This window comes from Kribbella sp. NBC_00382, assembly GCF_036067295.1.
GTDB lineage: Bacteria > Actinomycetota > Actinomycetes > Propionibacteriales > Kribbellaceae > Kribbella.
Window position 1 is genome coordinate 5,541,042 of record NZ_CP107954.1, and the last position, 14,323, is coordinate 5,555,364.

A 14,323-nucleotide genomic window follows, 5' to 3' on the forward strand; every position below is an offset into this window, starting at 1 on the left:
GCTCCGCTCCGACGGTCACACCGCCGAACCGCTTGTTGCGCCCGTACGGGTCAGACAGTGAGGCCGTACGTGATACCCGCCGGGGCCGGGGTTTCCTCGTGTTCGAGGTTCGGTGTGCGCTCGTAGTCCTGCCAGGAAAGCAGCACATCGAGGTGCCGCCGAACAGGCTCGAGCACCTCGGCGATGGACACGTCCCGGCCGAGCTCCTTCGACAGCGTGGTGACGTCGGCATCGGAGATCCCGCACGGCACGATCCGGTCGAACCAGGTCAGATCGTTGTCGCAGTTCAGCGCGAATCCGTGCATCGTGACGCTCTGCGCCACCCGGATCCCGATCGCCGCGATCTTCCGCTCCCGCCCGCGATCGTCCGCCGGCACCCACACTCCGCTGCGACCCTTGACCCGCCCGGTCCGTACGCCGAGGTCGGCGCAGACCGCGATCAGCGCTTCCTCCAGCCGGCGAACGTAGTCCACGACGTACACATGTGAGGCGAGCTTCACGATCGGGTACCCGACCAATTGGCCGGGGCCGTGCCAGGTGATCTTGCCGCCGCGGTCGACGTCGACCACCGGCGTACCGTCCACTGGCCGCTCGTGTGGCTCGGTGCGCTTGCCCGCGGTGTAAACCGGTGGGTGCTCCAGCAGGATGACCGTGTCGGACCCGGTGCCGTCGGCAACCTGCGCGTGCAGGCGCCGTTGCTCGGCCCACGCCGTCTCGTAGTCGACCGCGTCGGCGCCGAATCCGGCCTCCACATACTTGATAGCCCTCACGCCTTCGAGTGTAGGCGGCCCGTCCGGCGGCTGTTCGCCGCCATCCACAGGACCCTGGCCCAAGCGGTGGCTCTGGCGGTGGCTGTGGATAACTTCCGGGGCGCCGGCGCCGATCCGGGCACTCTCTTGGGTATGGCATCCGAAGACATCTCCGGCTACAGCTTGCGCCGTGGGCTCGGGTCTGGTTCGGCCGGCACTGTCTGGCTGCTCCGGGACCTGGCCACCGGGCGGCACGCTGTGCTCAAACGCATCCCGAAATCCGCCGCCGTGGCGACGAACGAGTTCCTGGGCGACCTCGAACTCGCCCGCGGCATCGACCATCCGCATCTCGCCCGACTGCTCGAGGTCAGAGAGTCCGACCGAGAGTGGCTCCTCTTCAGCCAGTACGTCGCCGCAGGCACGCTCACGTCGCTGCTGGAGCGCCGCGGCGCCCTCTCACCAGGCGAACTGGTCACTCTCATCAGCCCACTGGCCCAAGCCCTCTCCGCCTTACACGGAAGGGGTCTCACCCACGGCCACTTGGACCTCAACGACATCATGTTCGACGCCGATGGCCGCCCGGTCATCACCGACGCCGGACTCCGCGCCTTGTCGTCGCCGACCACGCCCCAAGCCGACCTCTCAGCCCTAGGCGCTATTGCTCATCAGGCAGGCGGCACCGCCAAGACCTTCCCACCGTCCCTCTTCACCACCACGCCCGAGGTCCTCGCCCAACAAGCCCTCCATCGGGCGACTCCACTCCCCATCTCCCTCAACTTCACCCAAGACCCCGAGCCCGCCACCAAAACCTCACCCGTCACGCCGGCCACTACACCGGCGCCCGCTACGCCTGCCTCACCAGTTGCGCCTGCCATCAGCCTGCGGCGATCACAGCCACCCACCCAACAGCGCGGAAGCATCCGTGAGACCGCGCTCAAGTTCCTGCGCACCAAACGCGCCGCCTACGGCATCCTCGCTGCCTGCGGAGCCGGCGCGGTCACAACCCTCGTCATCGGCCTCCTCACCGTCGGCGTCCTCGGCCACCCCGCCCCGAACTCCACCGCCAACGCGGCCCAACCCACCCAACCCACAACCCCACACCAGTCGACAACTCCACGGCAGCCCGTGACCCCGAAACAACCGGCGGCGGATGGCAAGAAGTGGTTGCAGACCTTGCAGGCTTTGGATGTACGCCGCTCCCAGGCGTTCGCCACGCTCGACCCGACCGTGCTCAACTCCGTCTACGTACCCGGCAGCTCGCCCTGGTCCGCCGACCGAGAACTCCTCGCCACCTACCGAAAGCAGCAGCTCCGGATCGAAGGACTCCGCCTGCAGATCCAGTCCGTGACCGTGGAAAACCCCGGCCCGACAACCGTCGTACTCCGAGTCGTCGACCGCTTCGTCGCAGGCGCAGCGATCACCTCGACCGGCCAGCGAACGATCTTCCCGCCCGGAAAACCGACCACCCGCCGCGTGACTCTCACGGCAGCCGCCACATCCTGGCGCATCTCATCGATAGCCGAAGCATGACCACCCGGAGTCGCCCGCACGGGTACACATCAAGCATCGGCGCGTCAGGCAGGGGAGTCTCTGGCTGGGGAGTGTCAGGTGGAGGAGGCGCGTCAGGCGAGGGCGGACTCGAGCGCGGCTTCCGCCGTGGGGTGTTTGAAGGTGAAGGAGGAGGACAGCAGCGCGTTGGGGAGCGCGCGCTTGCTGCCGATCAGTTCCCAGGCGAACTCGCCGAGCACCGTGGTGAGCACGAACGACGGGACGGGTACCAGCGTCGGTCGATGCAGCGCGGCGCCCAGGGCCTTCGTGAACTCCTGGTTGGTGACCGGCTCCGGCAGCGTCACGTTGACCGGCCCGGACACCTGATCGTTCTCGGCGCAGTGCCGGACGGCGCCGAGCCAGTCGTCCAGCGAGACGACCGGGAAGTACTGCTTGCCAGATCCGAGCCGTCCACCGACGCCCACCCGGAACGGCAACGAGAGCAACTGGAAGGCAGGTGCCGAGCGATTGAGCACGACGCCCGTGCGCAGGGCGACGACCCGGCAACCGGCCTCGCGCGCCGGATCGGCGGCGCCTTCCCAGACCCGCACGACATCGGACAGGAATCCCTCGCCGAGTTCCGACTCTTCGGTGAGGATCTGGTCGCCGCAGTCCTTGCCGTAGCCGCCGATGCCGCTCTGGGTGATGAACACCGGCGGCCGCTCCAGCGTCGCGGCGGCCTCCGCGAGCGTGGCGGTGGTACTGACCCGGCTCTCCCGGATCGCCAGCCGGTACTTCGGAGTCCAGGGCCGGCCGATGTTCGCGCCGGCCAGGTTGATCAGCACATCGGCGTTCTCGAGAGCGACCGGATCCAGCTCTCCACGTGTGGGATCCCACTGGACCTCGCTCGGCTGCGACGGCTCACGCCGTACCAGCCGGGTGACCTGATGGCCGTCGGCCACCAGGTCACGCGCCAATGCCTTACCGAGGAAGCCGGACGAACCGGCGAGCACATATTTCACGAAACACAGCTCCGGCTTCTCGGTGAGGCCGCGTCCGGCCTGACCATGGTCGATTCGGTCAGGCCGGGGCGGCGGCCTCTGTTACTTCTGTCCGATACCGGATCAGACGTCGAACTGGGCTTCCTCGAGCCGCTGCTTGACCGCGGTCAGGTAGCGGGCCGCGTCGGCGCCGTCGACCAGGCGGTGGTCGTAGGTCAGCGCCAGGTAGACCATCTGCCGGATCGCGATCGTCTCGCCGAGCTCCGGGTGGGTGATGACGACCGGACGCTTGACGACCGAGCCGGTCCCGAGCATGCCGACCTGCGGCTGGTTCAGGATCGGGGTGTCGAACAGCGCGCCCCGGCTACCGGTGTTGGTGATGGTGAACGTGCCGCCCGCCATCTCGTCCGGCAGGACCTTGTTGGTCCGCACCCGCGCGGCCAGGTCGGCGATCTTCTTCGCCAGGCCGGCGATGTTCAGGTCGCCGGCGTTGTGCACGACCGGGACCATCAGGCCCTTCTCGGCGTCCACGGCGATGCCCAGGTGCTCGGCGGCGTGGTAGGTGACCTCACCGGCCTCGTCGTTGATCGAGGCGTTCAGCTTCGGGTACTGCTTCAGCGCGTCCACCGCGGCGAGCGCGAAGAACGGCAGGAAGGACAGCTTGACGCCCTCGCGGGCCTCGAACTCGGCCTTCTTGGCGTTCCGGAGCTTGGAGATCTCGGTGACGTCGACCTCGACCACGGTGGTCAGCTGCGCCGAGACGTGCAGCGAGTTGACCATATGGCTGGCGATGGCCTTGCGGATCCGGCTCATCTTCTCGGTCGTGCCACGCAGCGGGCTGATGGCCGCGGCCTTCGCCGCAGGGGCCGAGGCGGGAGCGGCGGCTGCTGCCGGAGCTGCGGCGGCCGCGGCCTTCTGGGCCTCGGCGGCAGCGAGTACGTCCTGCTTGCGGATGCGGCCGCCGACGCCGGTGCCCTGGACGGCGCCGAGGTCGACCGAGTGCTCAGTCGCGAGCTTGCGGACGAGGGGGGTGACGTAGTTCGGGCCCTCTGACGAAGAACCGTTCGACGACGCGGCCGGTGCCTGAGCTGCGGGCAGGGCCGGGGGAGCCGCCTGCGGCGCGGGAGCCTGGGCCGACTGCGGGGCAGGTGCCTGGTTAGTCGGTGCCTGGGCCGCGGGGGCCTGGGCGGCCGGAGCCTGGGCGGCCGGAGCCGGTGCCGACTGCGGAGCCGGAGCCTGAGCGGGCGCCGACTGCGGGGCCGGGGCCTGCGCGGCGGGGGCCTGCGGGGCCGGAGCTGCGGCGGGTGCCGGGGCTGCTGCCTGCGGGGCTGCTTGCTCGGCTGCCGGGGCGGCCGGGGCCGGGGTGGCTGCGGCGGGGGCTGCGTCGCCTGAGCCGACGATGGCTAGTTCGGCGCCTACCTCGACGGTTTCGTCTTCGGCGACCTTGATCTCCAGCAGCTTGCCGGCGACCGGCGAGGGGATCTCGGTGTCGACCTTGTCGGTGGAGACCTCGAGGAGCGGCTCGTCGACGGCCACGTCGTCGCCGACCTGCTTCAGCCAGCGGGTGACGGTGCCTTCGGTGACGCTCTCGCCCAGTGCGGGCAGCGTTACCGACGTACCGGTCGCGGAACCTGAGGACGCCTGGCCGGCGTCCGCTGCGGGCGCGGCCTGCGCCTGCGGGGCGGCCTCGGCCGGAGCAGCCTGTGCTGCCGGGGCTTCCTGGGCCGGTGCGGCCTGGGCCTGCGGCGCGGCTTCGGCGGGTGCCTCCTGGGCTGCGGGGGCTTCCTGGGCCGGGGCTTCCTCAGCCGGGGCAGCCTGGCCGTTGGAAGAGGAGTCGGGGGCGGTGGATTCGCCGGCGTCGCCGATTACTGCTAGTTCGGCGCCTACCTCTACGGTTTCGTCCTCGGCGGCCTTGATCTCCAGGAGAGTGCCGGCCACGGGGGAGGGGATCTCGGTGTCGACCTTGTCGGTCGAGACCTCCAGCAGGGGCTCGTCGACGGCAACCGTGTCACCGACCTGCTTGAGCCAGCGGGTGACGGTTCCTTCGGTGACGCTCTCCCCGAGGGCCGGCAGGGATACAGAGGTCGGCATGACGGTCGTTGCTCCTTCGTCTATTCGGTTCGAGTTCAGCCTACGGTGCCGCCCGAACCGGCGGGATCTGGGTCAGCAGGACCCGCCGGTGGGGAGGCCAAAACTTATTCGTGCCTGTGTTTACTCATGAAAGTGCAAAGGCTTACCGGCCAGCGCCATGTGCGCCTCGCCGAGGGCCTCGTTCTGGGTCGGGTGGGCGTGCACCAGCGGCGCGACGTCGGCGGGGAAGGCCTCCCAGTTGTAGATCAGCTGGGCTTCGCCGATCAGCTCGCCGACCCGGGAGCCGACCATGTGCAGGCCGACCACCGCGCCGTCCTTGGCCCGGACCAGCTTCACGAAGCCCTGGGTCTTGAGGATCTGGCTCTTGCCGTTGCCGCCGAGGTTGTAGTTGAGGATCTCGACCTCGCCGTACTTCGCCTTGGCCTGCTCCTCGGTCAGGCCGACGGAGGCGACCTCGGGCTCGGAGTAGGTGACGCGCGGGATGCCGAGCTCGTCGATCGGGGCCGGGTTCAGCCCGGCGAGGTGCTCGGCGACGAAGATGCCCTGCTGGAAACCGCGGTGCGCGAGCTGCAGGCCGGGCACGATGTCGCCGACCGCGTAGACGCCCGGCACGCTGGTCTGCAGGTGCTCGTCGACGGTGACGAAGCCGCGATCGAGCGCGACCCCGACCTCCTCGTACCCGATCCCGGCCGTGTTCGGGCCGCGGCCGACCGCGACCAGCAGCACCTCGGCCTCGATCACCTCACCGCCGGCGACGGTCACGCGGACCCCGTTGTCGTGGGTGTCGACGGACTCGAACGGCGTACCGGTCTTGAAGTTGATCTTGCGCTTGCGGAACGCGCGCTCGAGCGTCTTGCTGCAGTCGGCGTCCTCGGCCGGTACCAGCCGGGGCAGCGCCTCGACGATCGTCACCTTGGTGCCGAACGAGGTCCACGCGCTGGCGAACTCGACGCCGATCACGCCGCCGCCGAGGATCACCGCGGACTCGGGCACCCGGTCCATCGTCAGCGCGTGCTCGCTGGCGATCACCCGGTTGCCGTCGATCTCCAGCCCGGGCAGCGAGCGGGAGTACGAGCCGGAGGCGATGATGATGTTGCGGCCGGTGTACGTCGTGCCGTTGACCGCGACCGTGGTCGGCGAGGTCAGCCGTCCCTCGCCCTCGATCACGGTGATGCCGCGGGACTTGATCTGTCCCTGCAGGCCCTTGAAGAGCCGGTCGACGACGCCGTCCTTGTACTTGTTCACGCCGCCCATGTCGACGCCCTCGAGCGTGGTCCGGACACCGAACTGCTCACCCTCACGGGCCGAATCGGCCACCTCGGCCGCGTGCAGCAGAGCCTTGGTCGGGATACAGCCGCGGTGCAGGCAGGTGCCGCCGAGCTTGTCCTTCTCCACCAGAGCAACCGACATCCCCAGTACTGCGGCGCGCAGCGCGGCGGCATAGCCACCACTGCCACCGCCGAGGATCACCAGGTCGTACGTCGTGTTGCTGTCTGCCGTGTTCGTCACGAGTTCCTCCGTGGGGCGTCAAGGTCGGCGGGCGGCCCCGGATCGCGGAGTTCCGGCCCGGGCGTCATCTTGTCACCGTCAGCGGTCCGGCTCGCCTCCGGGCCGGATTTGCGGGAATGGTGGACACTTGCTCCCATGAAGTGGTTCGGTCGCCGGCAGAAGCCGGGCACGATGCGCAAGTCGGACAACCCCGACCAGGCGCACCTGCGGGAGTTCGCCCAGACACGGCAGGGTGTCGAGGGATTCGTCGAGCCGCGCACCGCGGTGACCGACTACACGCTCCTCCTGGTCGCCATCGACGGCGAGTGGACCCGCCGCCGGGTCCCCTCGGTCGCCTGGGCCCACCAGTTCGCCAACAAGATGGGCGTCCCCTCCTACGACGCGGCAGTAGTCGGCTACCCACCCCGCATGCGCGAGTACAACGCCCGCATGAAGAAGAACGGCCTCGCCTAGCCGCTCCGTGGCCAGCGGATACCGCCGGCTACAGAGCCGCGCGTGCCTTGGCCCAACCGGCTTTGACTACTGCCAGTGCGTCTGCGGCGCTGATCTCCAGCCGCAGCTGACCGCCAATGTCCCGAGTCCACTGGGCCTGGTCAGGCGCCACTGAGAACATCCGGTCGTCTGGTGGTCTGTTGGTTGGGCCGTACCGAACGAACAGCCTTGCCGCCTCGGCAATGAGATGACCGTTGGTCGCCAGGGCCCATAGGTCTTACAGATCTCGCGCAGCTGCACGGTCGAACCAAGCAGCGGTCTTCCAGGCAGCGAACGCAGGCGGGGTCGGCGTGGTCAGGCGAGCCGGTGGCGCGTCGCCGTACCGTTGAACCAGATCCACGGCGGTCACGGGCCATTTCGGGTATCCGACGGAATCGAGCAGTTGAAGTCGAACCGTCAGTCCGTCGGGCGAGCGGAGCAGGGCTGACTCCACGTCCCGTACGTCGGTGAGCGACGGATCCCAGATCAACCGCGGGTACTCCCGCCGAAGTGCCCGTGGGAGGACCACGGTCAGGAGCTCAGCCAGTTCGCTCCGGGAACCCACTGCGATCAGATCGATGTCCTCGGAAAGCCTGCCGTCGGGCAGCAGCGTGCGCGACAGTGCCGTGCCACCGAAGAAGATGACGCGATCGGCGACATGCTCGCTCAGCGCCGCCAGCAGGTGAGAGATCAGGTGGTCACGTCTGATCTGGTTGTCGGAGGCGCCGAAGCGGTCGGCGACCGCGCGGGCATCGGTTTGAGTCAGCACGTCATGGCCTTGCTTTCAGGGCTCGCTCGACCGTGCTGCGGCGGTGTTGCTGGTCGGCCAGGCGACGGAGCAGATCGAGGTCGGATCGGATCAGCAGGGCGCTGACTGCCTCTTCGGCTGCATCAGGTGCGCCGCCGAGATCCGGTCGAGAGATCAGGTCGAGAACCGTCTGCTCGATCGTCGTCACCCAGCCGTCGGCGAGTTCCGTGTGCTGGCGCTGAAGGTCCAGCCGGTCGAGGTCCCTGCGGACGAAGAAGATCTCGGCGTCGCGATCGGTGAGTTCGAGATTGCGGCGGTGGTGGGTGACCGCGACCGTGGCGACATTGATGGTTCTGGGGATAGCGGAGTGGACCCGCGCCGCACTGATTCCCATCAGCGCGGCCGCGTTCGAACGCCCGCCAGAAATCGCGACTCCCAGGGCGACCGACTCGAGGTCAGGTAGCCAGTGGGTGCCGACCAGATCGTCCGGTACTACGGCGTACAGACCGCTCGCCAGGCGTCGCAGTGCACCGCCTTCTTCCAGACGCCGGAACTCCGGGCGCGGGTGGGCGTAGATGCCCGCCGCATCTGCGGGTCGAAGTACGCGCCCGCGGCGGATCAAATCTCCCGGAACACGAGGCGCTGCGTAGGATGGCATTCAGTGTCACAACCGTAGGGTATTTGCCTACGGTAGTGACACTAGAATTCCGAGTCAATTCCCGGCTTCCCGAGGATCGGGATTCGTGCTCGCACCGTACTCACCAATTCCGTGTCCGCCGTGCCCAGCAGCAGATCCGGCGTCGCGGCCAGACGGGCGCGGGTGTGCCCCAGTGGATCGATCAGGGTGCTGCGGCCGATACCCAAGGGGTCTGTGCCCTGGGGTGGCGTCCATGCCTGATCGCAGGCCAGTAGCCACGCCTGTGCGTCCGATGCCCGTGCACGGGTCAGTAGGTCCCACTGCTCTTCTTTGCCGGGTCCTGCGCCCCAGGACGCCGGTACGACGATGAGCTCGGCGCCGGCTCGGCCGAGGTCGGTGAACTGGGAGGCGAAGCGCAGGTCGTAGCAGGTTGCCAGTCCGACCCGTACGCCGTTGACGTCGATCGTCACCAGGTCCTGGCCGGGGGCGACCAAGTCGGACTCGCGGGAGCCGAAGGCGTCGTAGAGGTGGATCTTGCGGTACGAAGCCTCGACGCCAGGCCCGGTCGCGAGCAGCGTGTTGTGCACCCGGCCGTCGTCGGACGGCTCGAACAAGCCGGCGATCACCACTACGCCCAGGTCGGCCGCGACCTTGCGCAGGCCGGTCGCGAATGGGCCGTCCAGAGGCTCGGCGACGGCGCGTAGGTCAGTGCCGAAGGCCGCCAGGGTTGCCTCGGGCAGAGCGACCAGGGACGCGCCGGCGGCAGCGGCCCGGCGTACTGCTTCGGTGGCGGTGGCTAGATTGGCCACTGGGTCCGGGCCGGTGCTGATCTGCGCTGCCGCAACACTGAGAGATGTCATCAGCCCTCCAAGGCTGTATACATTGAGTATGCAATTGAGTGGGGACTCCGGCCGAGACCGTGCCTACCAGTACCTGCGGGGGACCGTGCTGAGCGATCCAGCGGTCTCCGGGACGTTCATCAATGAGCAAGCCGTCGCCACCGAGGTCGGCATCTCCCGTACTCCGGTACGCGAAGCCCTGCTCATGTTGGCCGCGGAGGACCTGGTGCAACTCGTCCCACACCGGGGCGCCTTCGTCGCACCCGTGCCCGGCCGGGAGATCGCCGAGATGATGCAGGCCCGTGGCGTCATCGAGTCCTGGGCGGCAACTACCTGCCTGGCCTCACCCGATGGCGCACCCGTGGACGCCATGTCCGCAGTGCTCGGGCAGCAGCGTGCCATTGTCGAGGCCGGTGACGCCAAGGAGTTCATCGAGCTCGATAGCCAGTTCCACGCGCTACTGGTGGAGGCGGCCGGCAATGCCGTGCTCGGCCGGCTATACGACAGCCTGCGCGCTCGACACGTGCTGCTGGGCGTAGTGGCCTTGCAGCGGAGCACCACCAGGCGGCAGGACGTACTGGCCGAGCACCAAGCGATCGTGGACGGCCTTGCCTCCGGGGACGCAGCCGAGGCCGAGAAGGCGATCCTGCGCCACCTCGACACCACCGGCTCCATCCTTATGCAGGGCTGAATCATGCTGGGCTGAATCACGCAGGGCTGAATCATGCAGGGCTGACAGCAGTCGCGGAGATCGGCGCCACGTCGTCCTGTACCGCCCGGCCGAGCCTCAAGCCGACCAGGGTGACGACACAGGCCACCACGATGTACAGCGCGATCACATAGCCAGTACCGGTCTTCGCCAGGAAGTAGGTGAATGCCAATGGCGCCAGCGCGCCCCCGATGATGCCGGCGAAGGTGTAGGCCAGGGAGCTACCCGTGTACCGCAGCCGTGCCGTGAACTGCTCCGACACAAAGGCTGCCTGCGGTCCATACATCAGCGAGTGGAACACCAGCCCGATCACCACACCAGGCAGCACAGTCGCGAGCGAGGACGCCATCGCGAAGAACACCACACTCCAGATCGCCCCGCCGACAGCGCCGATGGCATAGATCAGCCTCCGCCCATACCGGTCGGAAAGCCAACCAGACAAGGGGATCAGCCCCACCTGGAACGCAGACCCGACCAGTACCGCCGTCACCGCCTGGCCGCGACTCATCCCCAGGTTCTTGGTCGCATAGGTCAGCACGAAGACAGCGAACATCGCATAGAGCACGTCAGGCCCAACCCGCGACAGGATGGCCGCGACGAGTCCGCGCGTCTGCGTACGCAGTACCTCGGTCACTGGCGCGGTCGGCCGATCGCCACGGGCCTCCAACTCCTTGAATACAGGAGTCTCCTCCAGCTTCGTCCGGATCAGCAGCCCAAACGCAACCAGTACTGCGGACAACAGGAAGGCAACCCGCCAACCCCAGCTCAGGAACTGGTCCTCGGACAGCAATCCGGCCAGTACCGCCAGCACGCCGTTGGCCATCAACGTGCCGAGCGGCGGGCCCACCTGAGCGGCGGAGGCCCAGAAGCCCCGCTGCCCAGCCTGGCTGAACTCACTGCTCAGCAGGACCGCTCCACCCCACTCGCCGCCAACCCCTACGCCTTGGATGAACCGCAGGAACACCAGGAGGGTCGGTGCAAGAGCCCCGGCCTGCGGGTGGGTCGGCAGTAGCCCGATGAAGAAGGTGGCGATGCCGATCAGCAGCAAGGTCGCGACCAGCACCTTCTTGCGGCCGATCACGTCACCCAGTCGGCCGAAGATGATGCCGCCGAGCGGCCGGGCGATGTAGCCGACCGCGTACGTGCCGAAGGCCTGCAGTGTGCCGGTGAGCGGCTCGCTGCCCGGGAAGAACAGGTCACCGAAGACGAGCGCCGCGGCGGAGCTGTAGACGGCGAAGTCGTACCACTCCAGCGACGTGCCCGACAGGCTCGCCGCGAAGGCTTTGTACAGACTCCGGCGATCACCGGCGACTGGGGCGGTGGGATTGGACATCGGGGTGGACCTCCTCGCGTCGTTGCTCCATACTTGCTGTATACAACGTGTTCACGCAAGCCCTGACTCGAATTCAGTGGAGGTTCCAGTGCCCGAGACCCTGCGATTCACGCTCCCGGACGGCTCCGAGCGGCAGATCGACGTCCGATATGCGCTCAACGCGGGCTACGCCGGCCGTGACACCCAACAGGTGCAGCACCACGTCGACGAGCTCGCGGAGCTGGGTGTGCCAGCCCCGACGCGGATCCCGACCCTGTACCCGCTGCCGGCCAGCCTGGTGAGCCGGCCGGACGTAGTACAGGTGCCACACGGCAAGACGTCGGGTGAGGCGGAGTGGGCGCTGGTTGTGGGGGATGGGCCGGATGACCTGCTGCTCACGGCCGCCTGCGACCACACTGACCGGGCGCTGGAAGTACACGGGGTCGCATGGAGCAAGCAGTCGGCACCTGATGTGCTCGGCGACGTGGCATGGCCGCTCAACGCGATCGAGGGTGAGCTGGACGAGTTCACGCTCAAGGCGTGGGTGCGGCACGGCGATACCGAGCAGCTGATCCAGGACGGCACGCTCGCGCAGTTGCTGCCGCCGTCGTACTGGGTGAAGGAGCTGAGCGACCGACTGGTGCCGGGCACGGTGGTGCTGAGTGGGACGATCCCGATGATCGCCGGCGTCGACCAGTTCGCCGACGCGTGGCGGGTCGAGCTGACCGACCCGCGCGGCGTGACCAGCCGGATCGACTACAAGGTCGAGCAACTTGCGGAGGCGTGGGAATGAAGGCCGAGCACGAGTTCTTCGCAACAGCCGGAGTGCCCTGGACGGACGCCGCCCCCGGCATCACTCAACAGCTGCTCACTGAAAGCGCCACCGACGGCACGCTGACCAGGATCGCTCGATGGGCTCCAGGGACCACGACAGGCGACGAGGTGATCAGGCACGAGTACTTCGAGGAGGTCTACCTACTCGAGGGCTCGCTGACCGACCTCACCCTCGGCAAGACCTTCACCAAGGGCGACTACGCAGCTCGCCGGCCCGGTATGCCGCATGGGCCGTACCGGACCGACGAGGGCTGCACAATGCTGGAGACCCGCTATTAGCTAGCGGCAGCGGCGAGCTCGACCAGGGTGCGGACCGAGTAGCCGGTACCACCGCTGGTCGTGTAGCCCGTCGGCCCGCCGTCGTTGAAGGCCGGGCCGGCCACGTCGAGGTGCACCCAGTCGATGCCCTCGGCAACGAAGTCGCCGAGGAAGGCGGCCGCTGCCAGAGCGCCGCCCCAGGGCTCGCCGGTGATGTTCGCCAGGTCGGCGATCTTCGAGTGCGAGCGCAGCTTGTCGAGCATCTCCGACGGGATCGGCAGCGGCCACATCGCCTCACCCGCGGCGACGGCGGCGTCGACCACCCGGTCCCGGGCGACGTCGGTGTTGGCGAACGCACCGGCCACCTTGGTGCCCAGGGCAACGACACACGCGCCGGTCAGGGTGGCCACGTCGACGATCAGGTCAGGCTGGTCTTCGGAGGCCCGGACCAGCGCGTCACCGAGTACGAGGCGGCCCTCGGCGTCGGTGTTGAGCACCTCGACCGTCTTGCCGCCGTACATGGTGAGGACGTCGGACGGGCGGGCCGCCGAGCCGGACGGCATGTTCTCGGCCATCGCGGCGTACGTGGTCACCTGGACCGGCAGTTCGAGCCGCGCGATCGCGACGGTGGCGGCGATCACCGCGGCGGCGCCGGCCATGTCGGACTTCATGCTGATCATCCCGCTGGCGGTCTTCAGCGACAGGCCGCCCGAGTCGAAGGTGATGCCCTTGCCGACGAAGGCCAGGTGCGTGACCGGCTTCTTCGGCGTGTAGGTCAGCTTGACCAGCCGCGGCGGGTTCGTGGAGCCCTGGCCGACGCCGAGGATGCCGCCGTACCCGCCCTTGGCGAGCGCCTTCTCGTCCAGTACCTCGACCTTGACGCCGTACTCCTTGCCGAGCTTGACCGCGTGCGCGGCGAACTCGGCCGGGTGCAGGTCGGACGGGGGAGTGTTCACCCAGTCGCGGACCTGGTGGACCGCGTCGGCCGTCACCTCGGCGCGCTCCAGCGCTGCCTTGGCCTCCCGGCTGCGGGCCAGGTCGGTCAGCACGACCACGTTGCCGGGGGCGTCGGTGCTCGCCTCGGACTTGTACGCGTTGAAGGTGTACCGGCCGATCAGCGCGCCCTCGGCGATCGCCCGGACGCACTCGGCGTCCGGCGTCGGCAGCGCGAACGCGATCGACTGGCCGGTCTTGGCGGCCCGGACGCCGATTCCCGCGGCGACCCGCAGATCCTCGGTCTTCAGCGCGCCGTCCGGGGCGGCGCCGAGGCCGACCGCGATCACGATGGCGGACTTGCCGGGCTTCGGGCCGGGGACCTTGGTGACCTCGCCGGACTTGCCGGTGGCGCCGAGGCCGGCCAGCACCTCCACCAGCTTCCCGCCGTACGCGGCGTTCAGCGACTCGGTGCCGGCGGGCAGAGTGACGCCGCCGTCGAGCTTGACCACGCCGATCACCAGGACGTCGGTCTTGACGCCGGCCGGATCGGACTTGCTCAGGGTGATGGTGCTCACGAAATCCTCAGTCCTCCTTGACCGGGTGGCAGATGCCGGTCGTGACGTTACGTGAATGCTGCCTCCGCATGCTACGCGTCACAGCTCCATGAAACAGACACAGCATCCGACTCTCAGGCAGTGATGTCGGCCGCATGCGGCGTAGCCGCTCGTCCGGTAGGTTCCG

At 68.4% G+C, this 14,323-nt stretch carries 14 protein-coding genes; 5 read left to right on the top strand and 9 right to left on the bottom strand.

The window, feature by feature from the left end:
* Nucleotides 1–50: 50 nt before the first annotated feature.
* The gene (gene lipB / locus OHA70_RS26545; RefSeq protein ID WP_328322271.1) at nucleotides 51–770 is read right to left on the bottom strand and encodes a lipoyl(octanoyl) transferase LipB; all 720 of its coding nucleotides are present in this window, start codon (nucleotides 768–770) and stop codon (nucleotides 51–53) included.
* Nucleotides 771–902: 132 nt separating this feature from the next.
* On the opposite strand from lipB, the gene OHA70_RS26550 reads away from it, so the two are divergent.
* A complete protein-coding gene (locus OHA70_RS26550) occupies nucleotides 903–2,279 on the top strand; it encodes a protein kinase domain-containing protein (protein WP_328322273.1) in 1,377 nt (458 codons plus the stop codon).
* A 92-nt stretch (nucleotides 2,280–2,371) separates the two neighbouring features.
* On the opposite strand, the gene OHA70_RS26555 is transcribed toward OHA70_RS26550, so the two are convergent.
* The 3 genes from OHA70_RS26555 to lpdA form a co-directional block, all read right to left on the bottom strand.
* On the bottom strand, nucleotides 2,372–3,259 hold the full coding sequence (locus tag OHA70_RS26555; RefSeq protein ID WP_328322275.1) for a TIGR01777 family oxidoreductase: 888 nt from the start codon (nucleotides 3,257–3,259) through the stop codon (nucleotides 2,372–2,374).
* Between the two features lie 102 nt (nucleotides 3,260–3,361).
* Complete coding sequence (sucB, locus tag OHA70_RS26560; protein WP_328322277.1) at nucleotides 3,362–5,329, bottom strand: 2-oxoglutarate dehydrogenase, E2 component, dihydrolipoamide succinyltransferase; 1,968 nt, start codon at nucleotides 5,327–5,329, stop codon at nucleotides 3,362–3,364.
* Nucleotides 5,330–5,449: 120 nt separating this feature from the next.
* Nucleotides 5,450–6,838, bottom strand: coding sequence for a dihydrolipoyl dehydrogenase (gene lpdA / locus OHA70_RS26565; RefSeq protein WP_328322279.1), 1,389 nt, complete (start codon nucleotides 6,836–6,838; stop codon nucleotides 5,450–5,452).
* Nucleotides 6,839–6,973: 135 nt separating this feature from the next.
* Between lpdA and OHA70_RS26570 the strand changes: the two genes are divergently transcribed.
* On the top strand, nucleotides 6,974–7,291 hold the full coding sequence (locus OHA70_RS26570) for a hypothetical protein (RefSeq protein WP_328322281.1): 318 nt from the start codon (nucleotides 6,974–6,976) through the stop codon (nucleotides 7,289–7,291).
* Nucleotides 7,292–7,547: 256 nt separating this feature from the next.
* On the opposite strand, the gene OHA70_RS26575 is transcribed toward OHA70_RS26570, so the two are convergent.
* Genes OHA70_RS26575 through OHA70_RS26585 form a run of 3 tightly spaced genes read right to left on the bottom strand, consistent with a single transcriptional unit; the run spans nucleotide 7,548 to nucleotide 9,554 of the window.
* Nucleotides 7,548–8,078 carry a nucleotidyl transferase AbiEii/AbiGii toxin family protein gene (locus OHA70_RS26575; RefSeq protein WP_328322283.1) on the bottom strand — a complete coding sequence of 177 codons (531 nt, stop codon included), beginning with the start codon at nucleotides 8,076–8,078 and terminating at the stop codon, nucleotides 7,548–7,550.
* Nucleotide 8,079: 1 nt separating this feature from the next.
* Entirely contained in the window at nucleotides 8,080–8,715 is a 636-nt protein-coding gene (locus tag OHA70_RS26580) for a type IV toxin-antitoxin system AbiEi family antitoxin domain-containing protein (protein WP_328322285.1), read from the bottom strand.
* Nucleotides 8,716–8,756: 41 nt separating this feature from the next.
* Nucleotides 8,757–9,554 (bottom strand): carbon-nitrogen hydrolase family protein, encoded by a 798-nt coding sequence (locus tag OHA70_RS26585; RefSeq protein ID WP_328322287.1) that lies wholly within the window; start codon nucleotides 9,552–9,554, stop codon nucleotides 8,757–8,759.
* A 28-nt stretch (nucleotides 9,555–9,582) separates the two neighbouring features.
* On the opposite strand from OHA70_RS26585, the gene OHA70_RS26590 reads away from it, so the two are divergent.
* A complete protein-coding gene (locus OHA70_RS26590; protein WP_328322289.1) occupies nucleotides 9,583–10,224 on the top strand; it encodes a GntR family transcriptional regulator in 642 nt (213 codons plus the stop codon).
* Nucleotides 10,225–10,255: 31 nt separating this feature from the next.
* Here OHA70_RS26590 and OHA70_RS26595 read toward each other — a convergent pair whose 3' ends face one another.
* Nucleotides 10,256–11,575 carry an MFS transporter gene (locus tag OHA70_RS26595; RefSeq protein WP_328322291.1) on the bottom strand — a complete coding sequence of 440 codons (1,320 nt, stop codon included), beginning with the start codon at nucleotides 11,573–11,575 and terminating at the stop codon, nucleotides 10,256–10,258.
* Nucleotides 11,576–11,663: 88 nt separating this feature from the next.
* On the opposite strand from OHA70_RS26595, the gene OHA70_RS26600 reads away from it, so the two are divergent.
* Together OHA70_RS26600 and OHA70_RS26605 are read left to right on the top strand one after the other, a co-directional pair.
* On the top strand, nucleotides 11,664–12,347 hold the full coding sequence (locus tag OHA70_RS26600; protein ID WP_328322293.1) for a DUF2848 family protein: 684 nt from the start codon (nucleotides 11,664–11,666) through the stop codon (nucleotides 12,345–12,347).
* Nucleotides 12,344–12,667: a cupin domain-containing protein gene (locus OHA70_RS26605; protein ID WP_328322294.1), complete on the top strand. Its 324-nt coding sequence runs from the start codon at nucleotides 12,344–12,346 to the stop codon at nucleotides 12,665–12,667. Before OHA70_RS26600 ends, OHA70_RS26605 begins: the two co-directional genes overlap by 4 nt.
* Here the strand turns inward: OHA70_RS26605 and OHA70_RS26610 are convergent.
* The gene (locus OHA70_RS26610; protein WP_328322296.1) at nucleotides 12,664–14,157 is read right to left on the bottom strand and encodes a leucyl aminopeptidase; all 1,494 of its coding nucleotides are present in this window, start codon (nucleotides 14,155–14,157) and stop codon (nucleotides 12,664–12,666) included. The two genes, OHA70_RS26605 and OHA70_RS26610, sit on opposite strands and share 4 nt — an antisense overlap.
* Nucleotides 14,158–14,323 lie beyond the last annotated feature (166 nt).

Excerpts from the sequence above, each read along its gene's own strand:
- OHA70_RS26550 (WP_328322273.1), top strand. The coding sequence starts at position 903 with ATGGCATCCGAAGACATCTCCGGCTACAGCTTGCGCCGTGGGCTCGGG.
- sucB (WP_328322277.1), bottom strand. The coding sequence starts at position 5,329 with ATGCCGACCTCTGTATCCCTGCCGGCCCTCGGGGAGAGCGTCACCGAA.
- OHA70_RS26570 (WP_328322281.1), top strand. The coding sequence starts at position 6,974 with ATGAAGTGGTTCGGTCGCCGGCAGAAGCCGGGCACGATGCGCAAGTCG.
- OHA70_RS26580 (WP_328322285.1), bottom strand. The coding sequence starts at position 8,715 with ATGCCATCCTACGCAGCGCCTCGTGTTCCGGGAGATTTGATCCGCCGC.
- OHA70_RS26585 (WP_328322287.1), bottom strand. The coding sequence starts at position 9,554 with ATGACATCTCTCAGTGTTGCGGCAGCGCAGATCAGCACCGGCCCGGAC.
- OHA70_RS26590 (WP_328322289.1), top strand. The coding sequence starts at position 9,583 with ATGCAATTGAGTGGGGACTCCGGCCGAGACCGTGCCTACCAGTACCTG.
- OHA70_RS26595 (WP_328322291.1), bottom strand. The coding sequence starts at position 11,575 with ATGTCCAATCCCACCGCCCCAGTCGCCGGTGATCGCCGGAGTCTGTAC.
- OHA70_RS26605 (WP_328322294.1), top strand. The coding sequence starts at position 12,344 with ATGAAGGCCGAGCACGAGTTCTTCGCAACAGCCGGAGTGCCCTGGACG.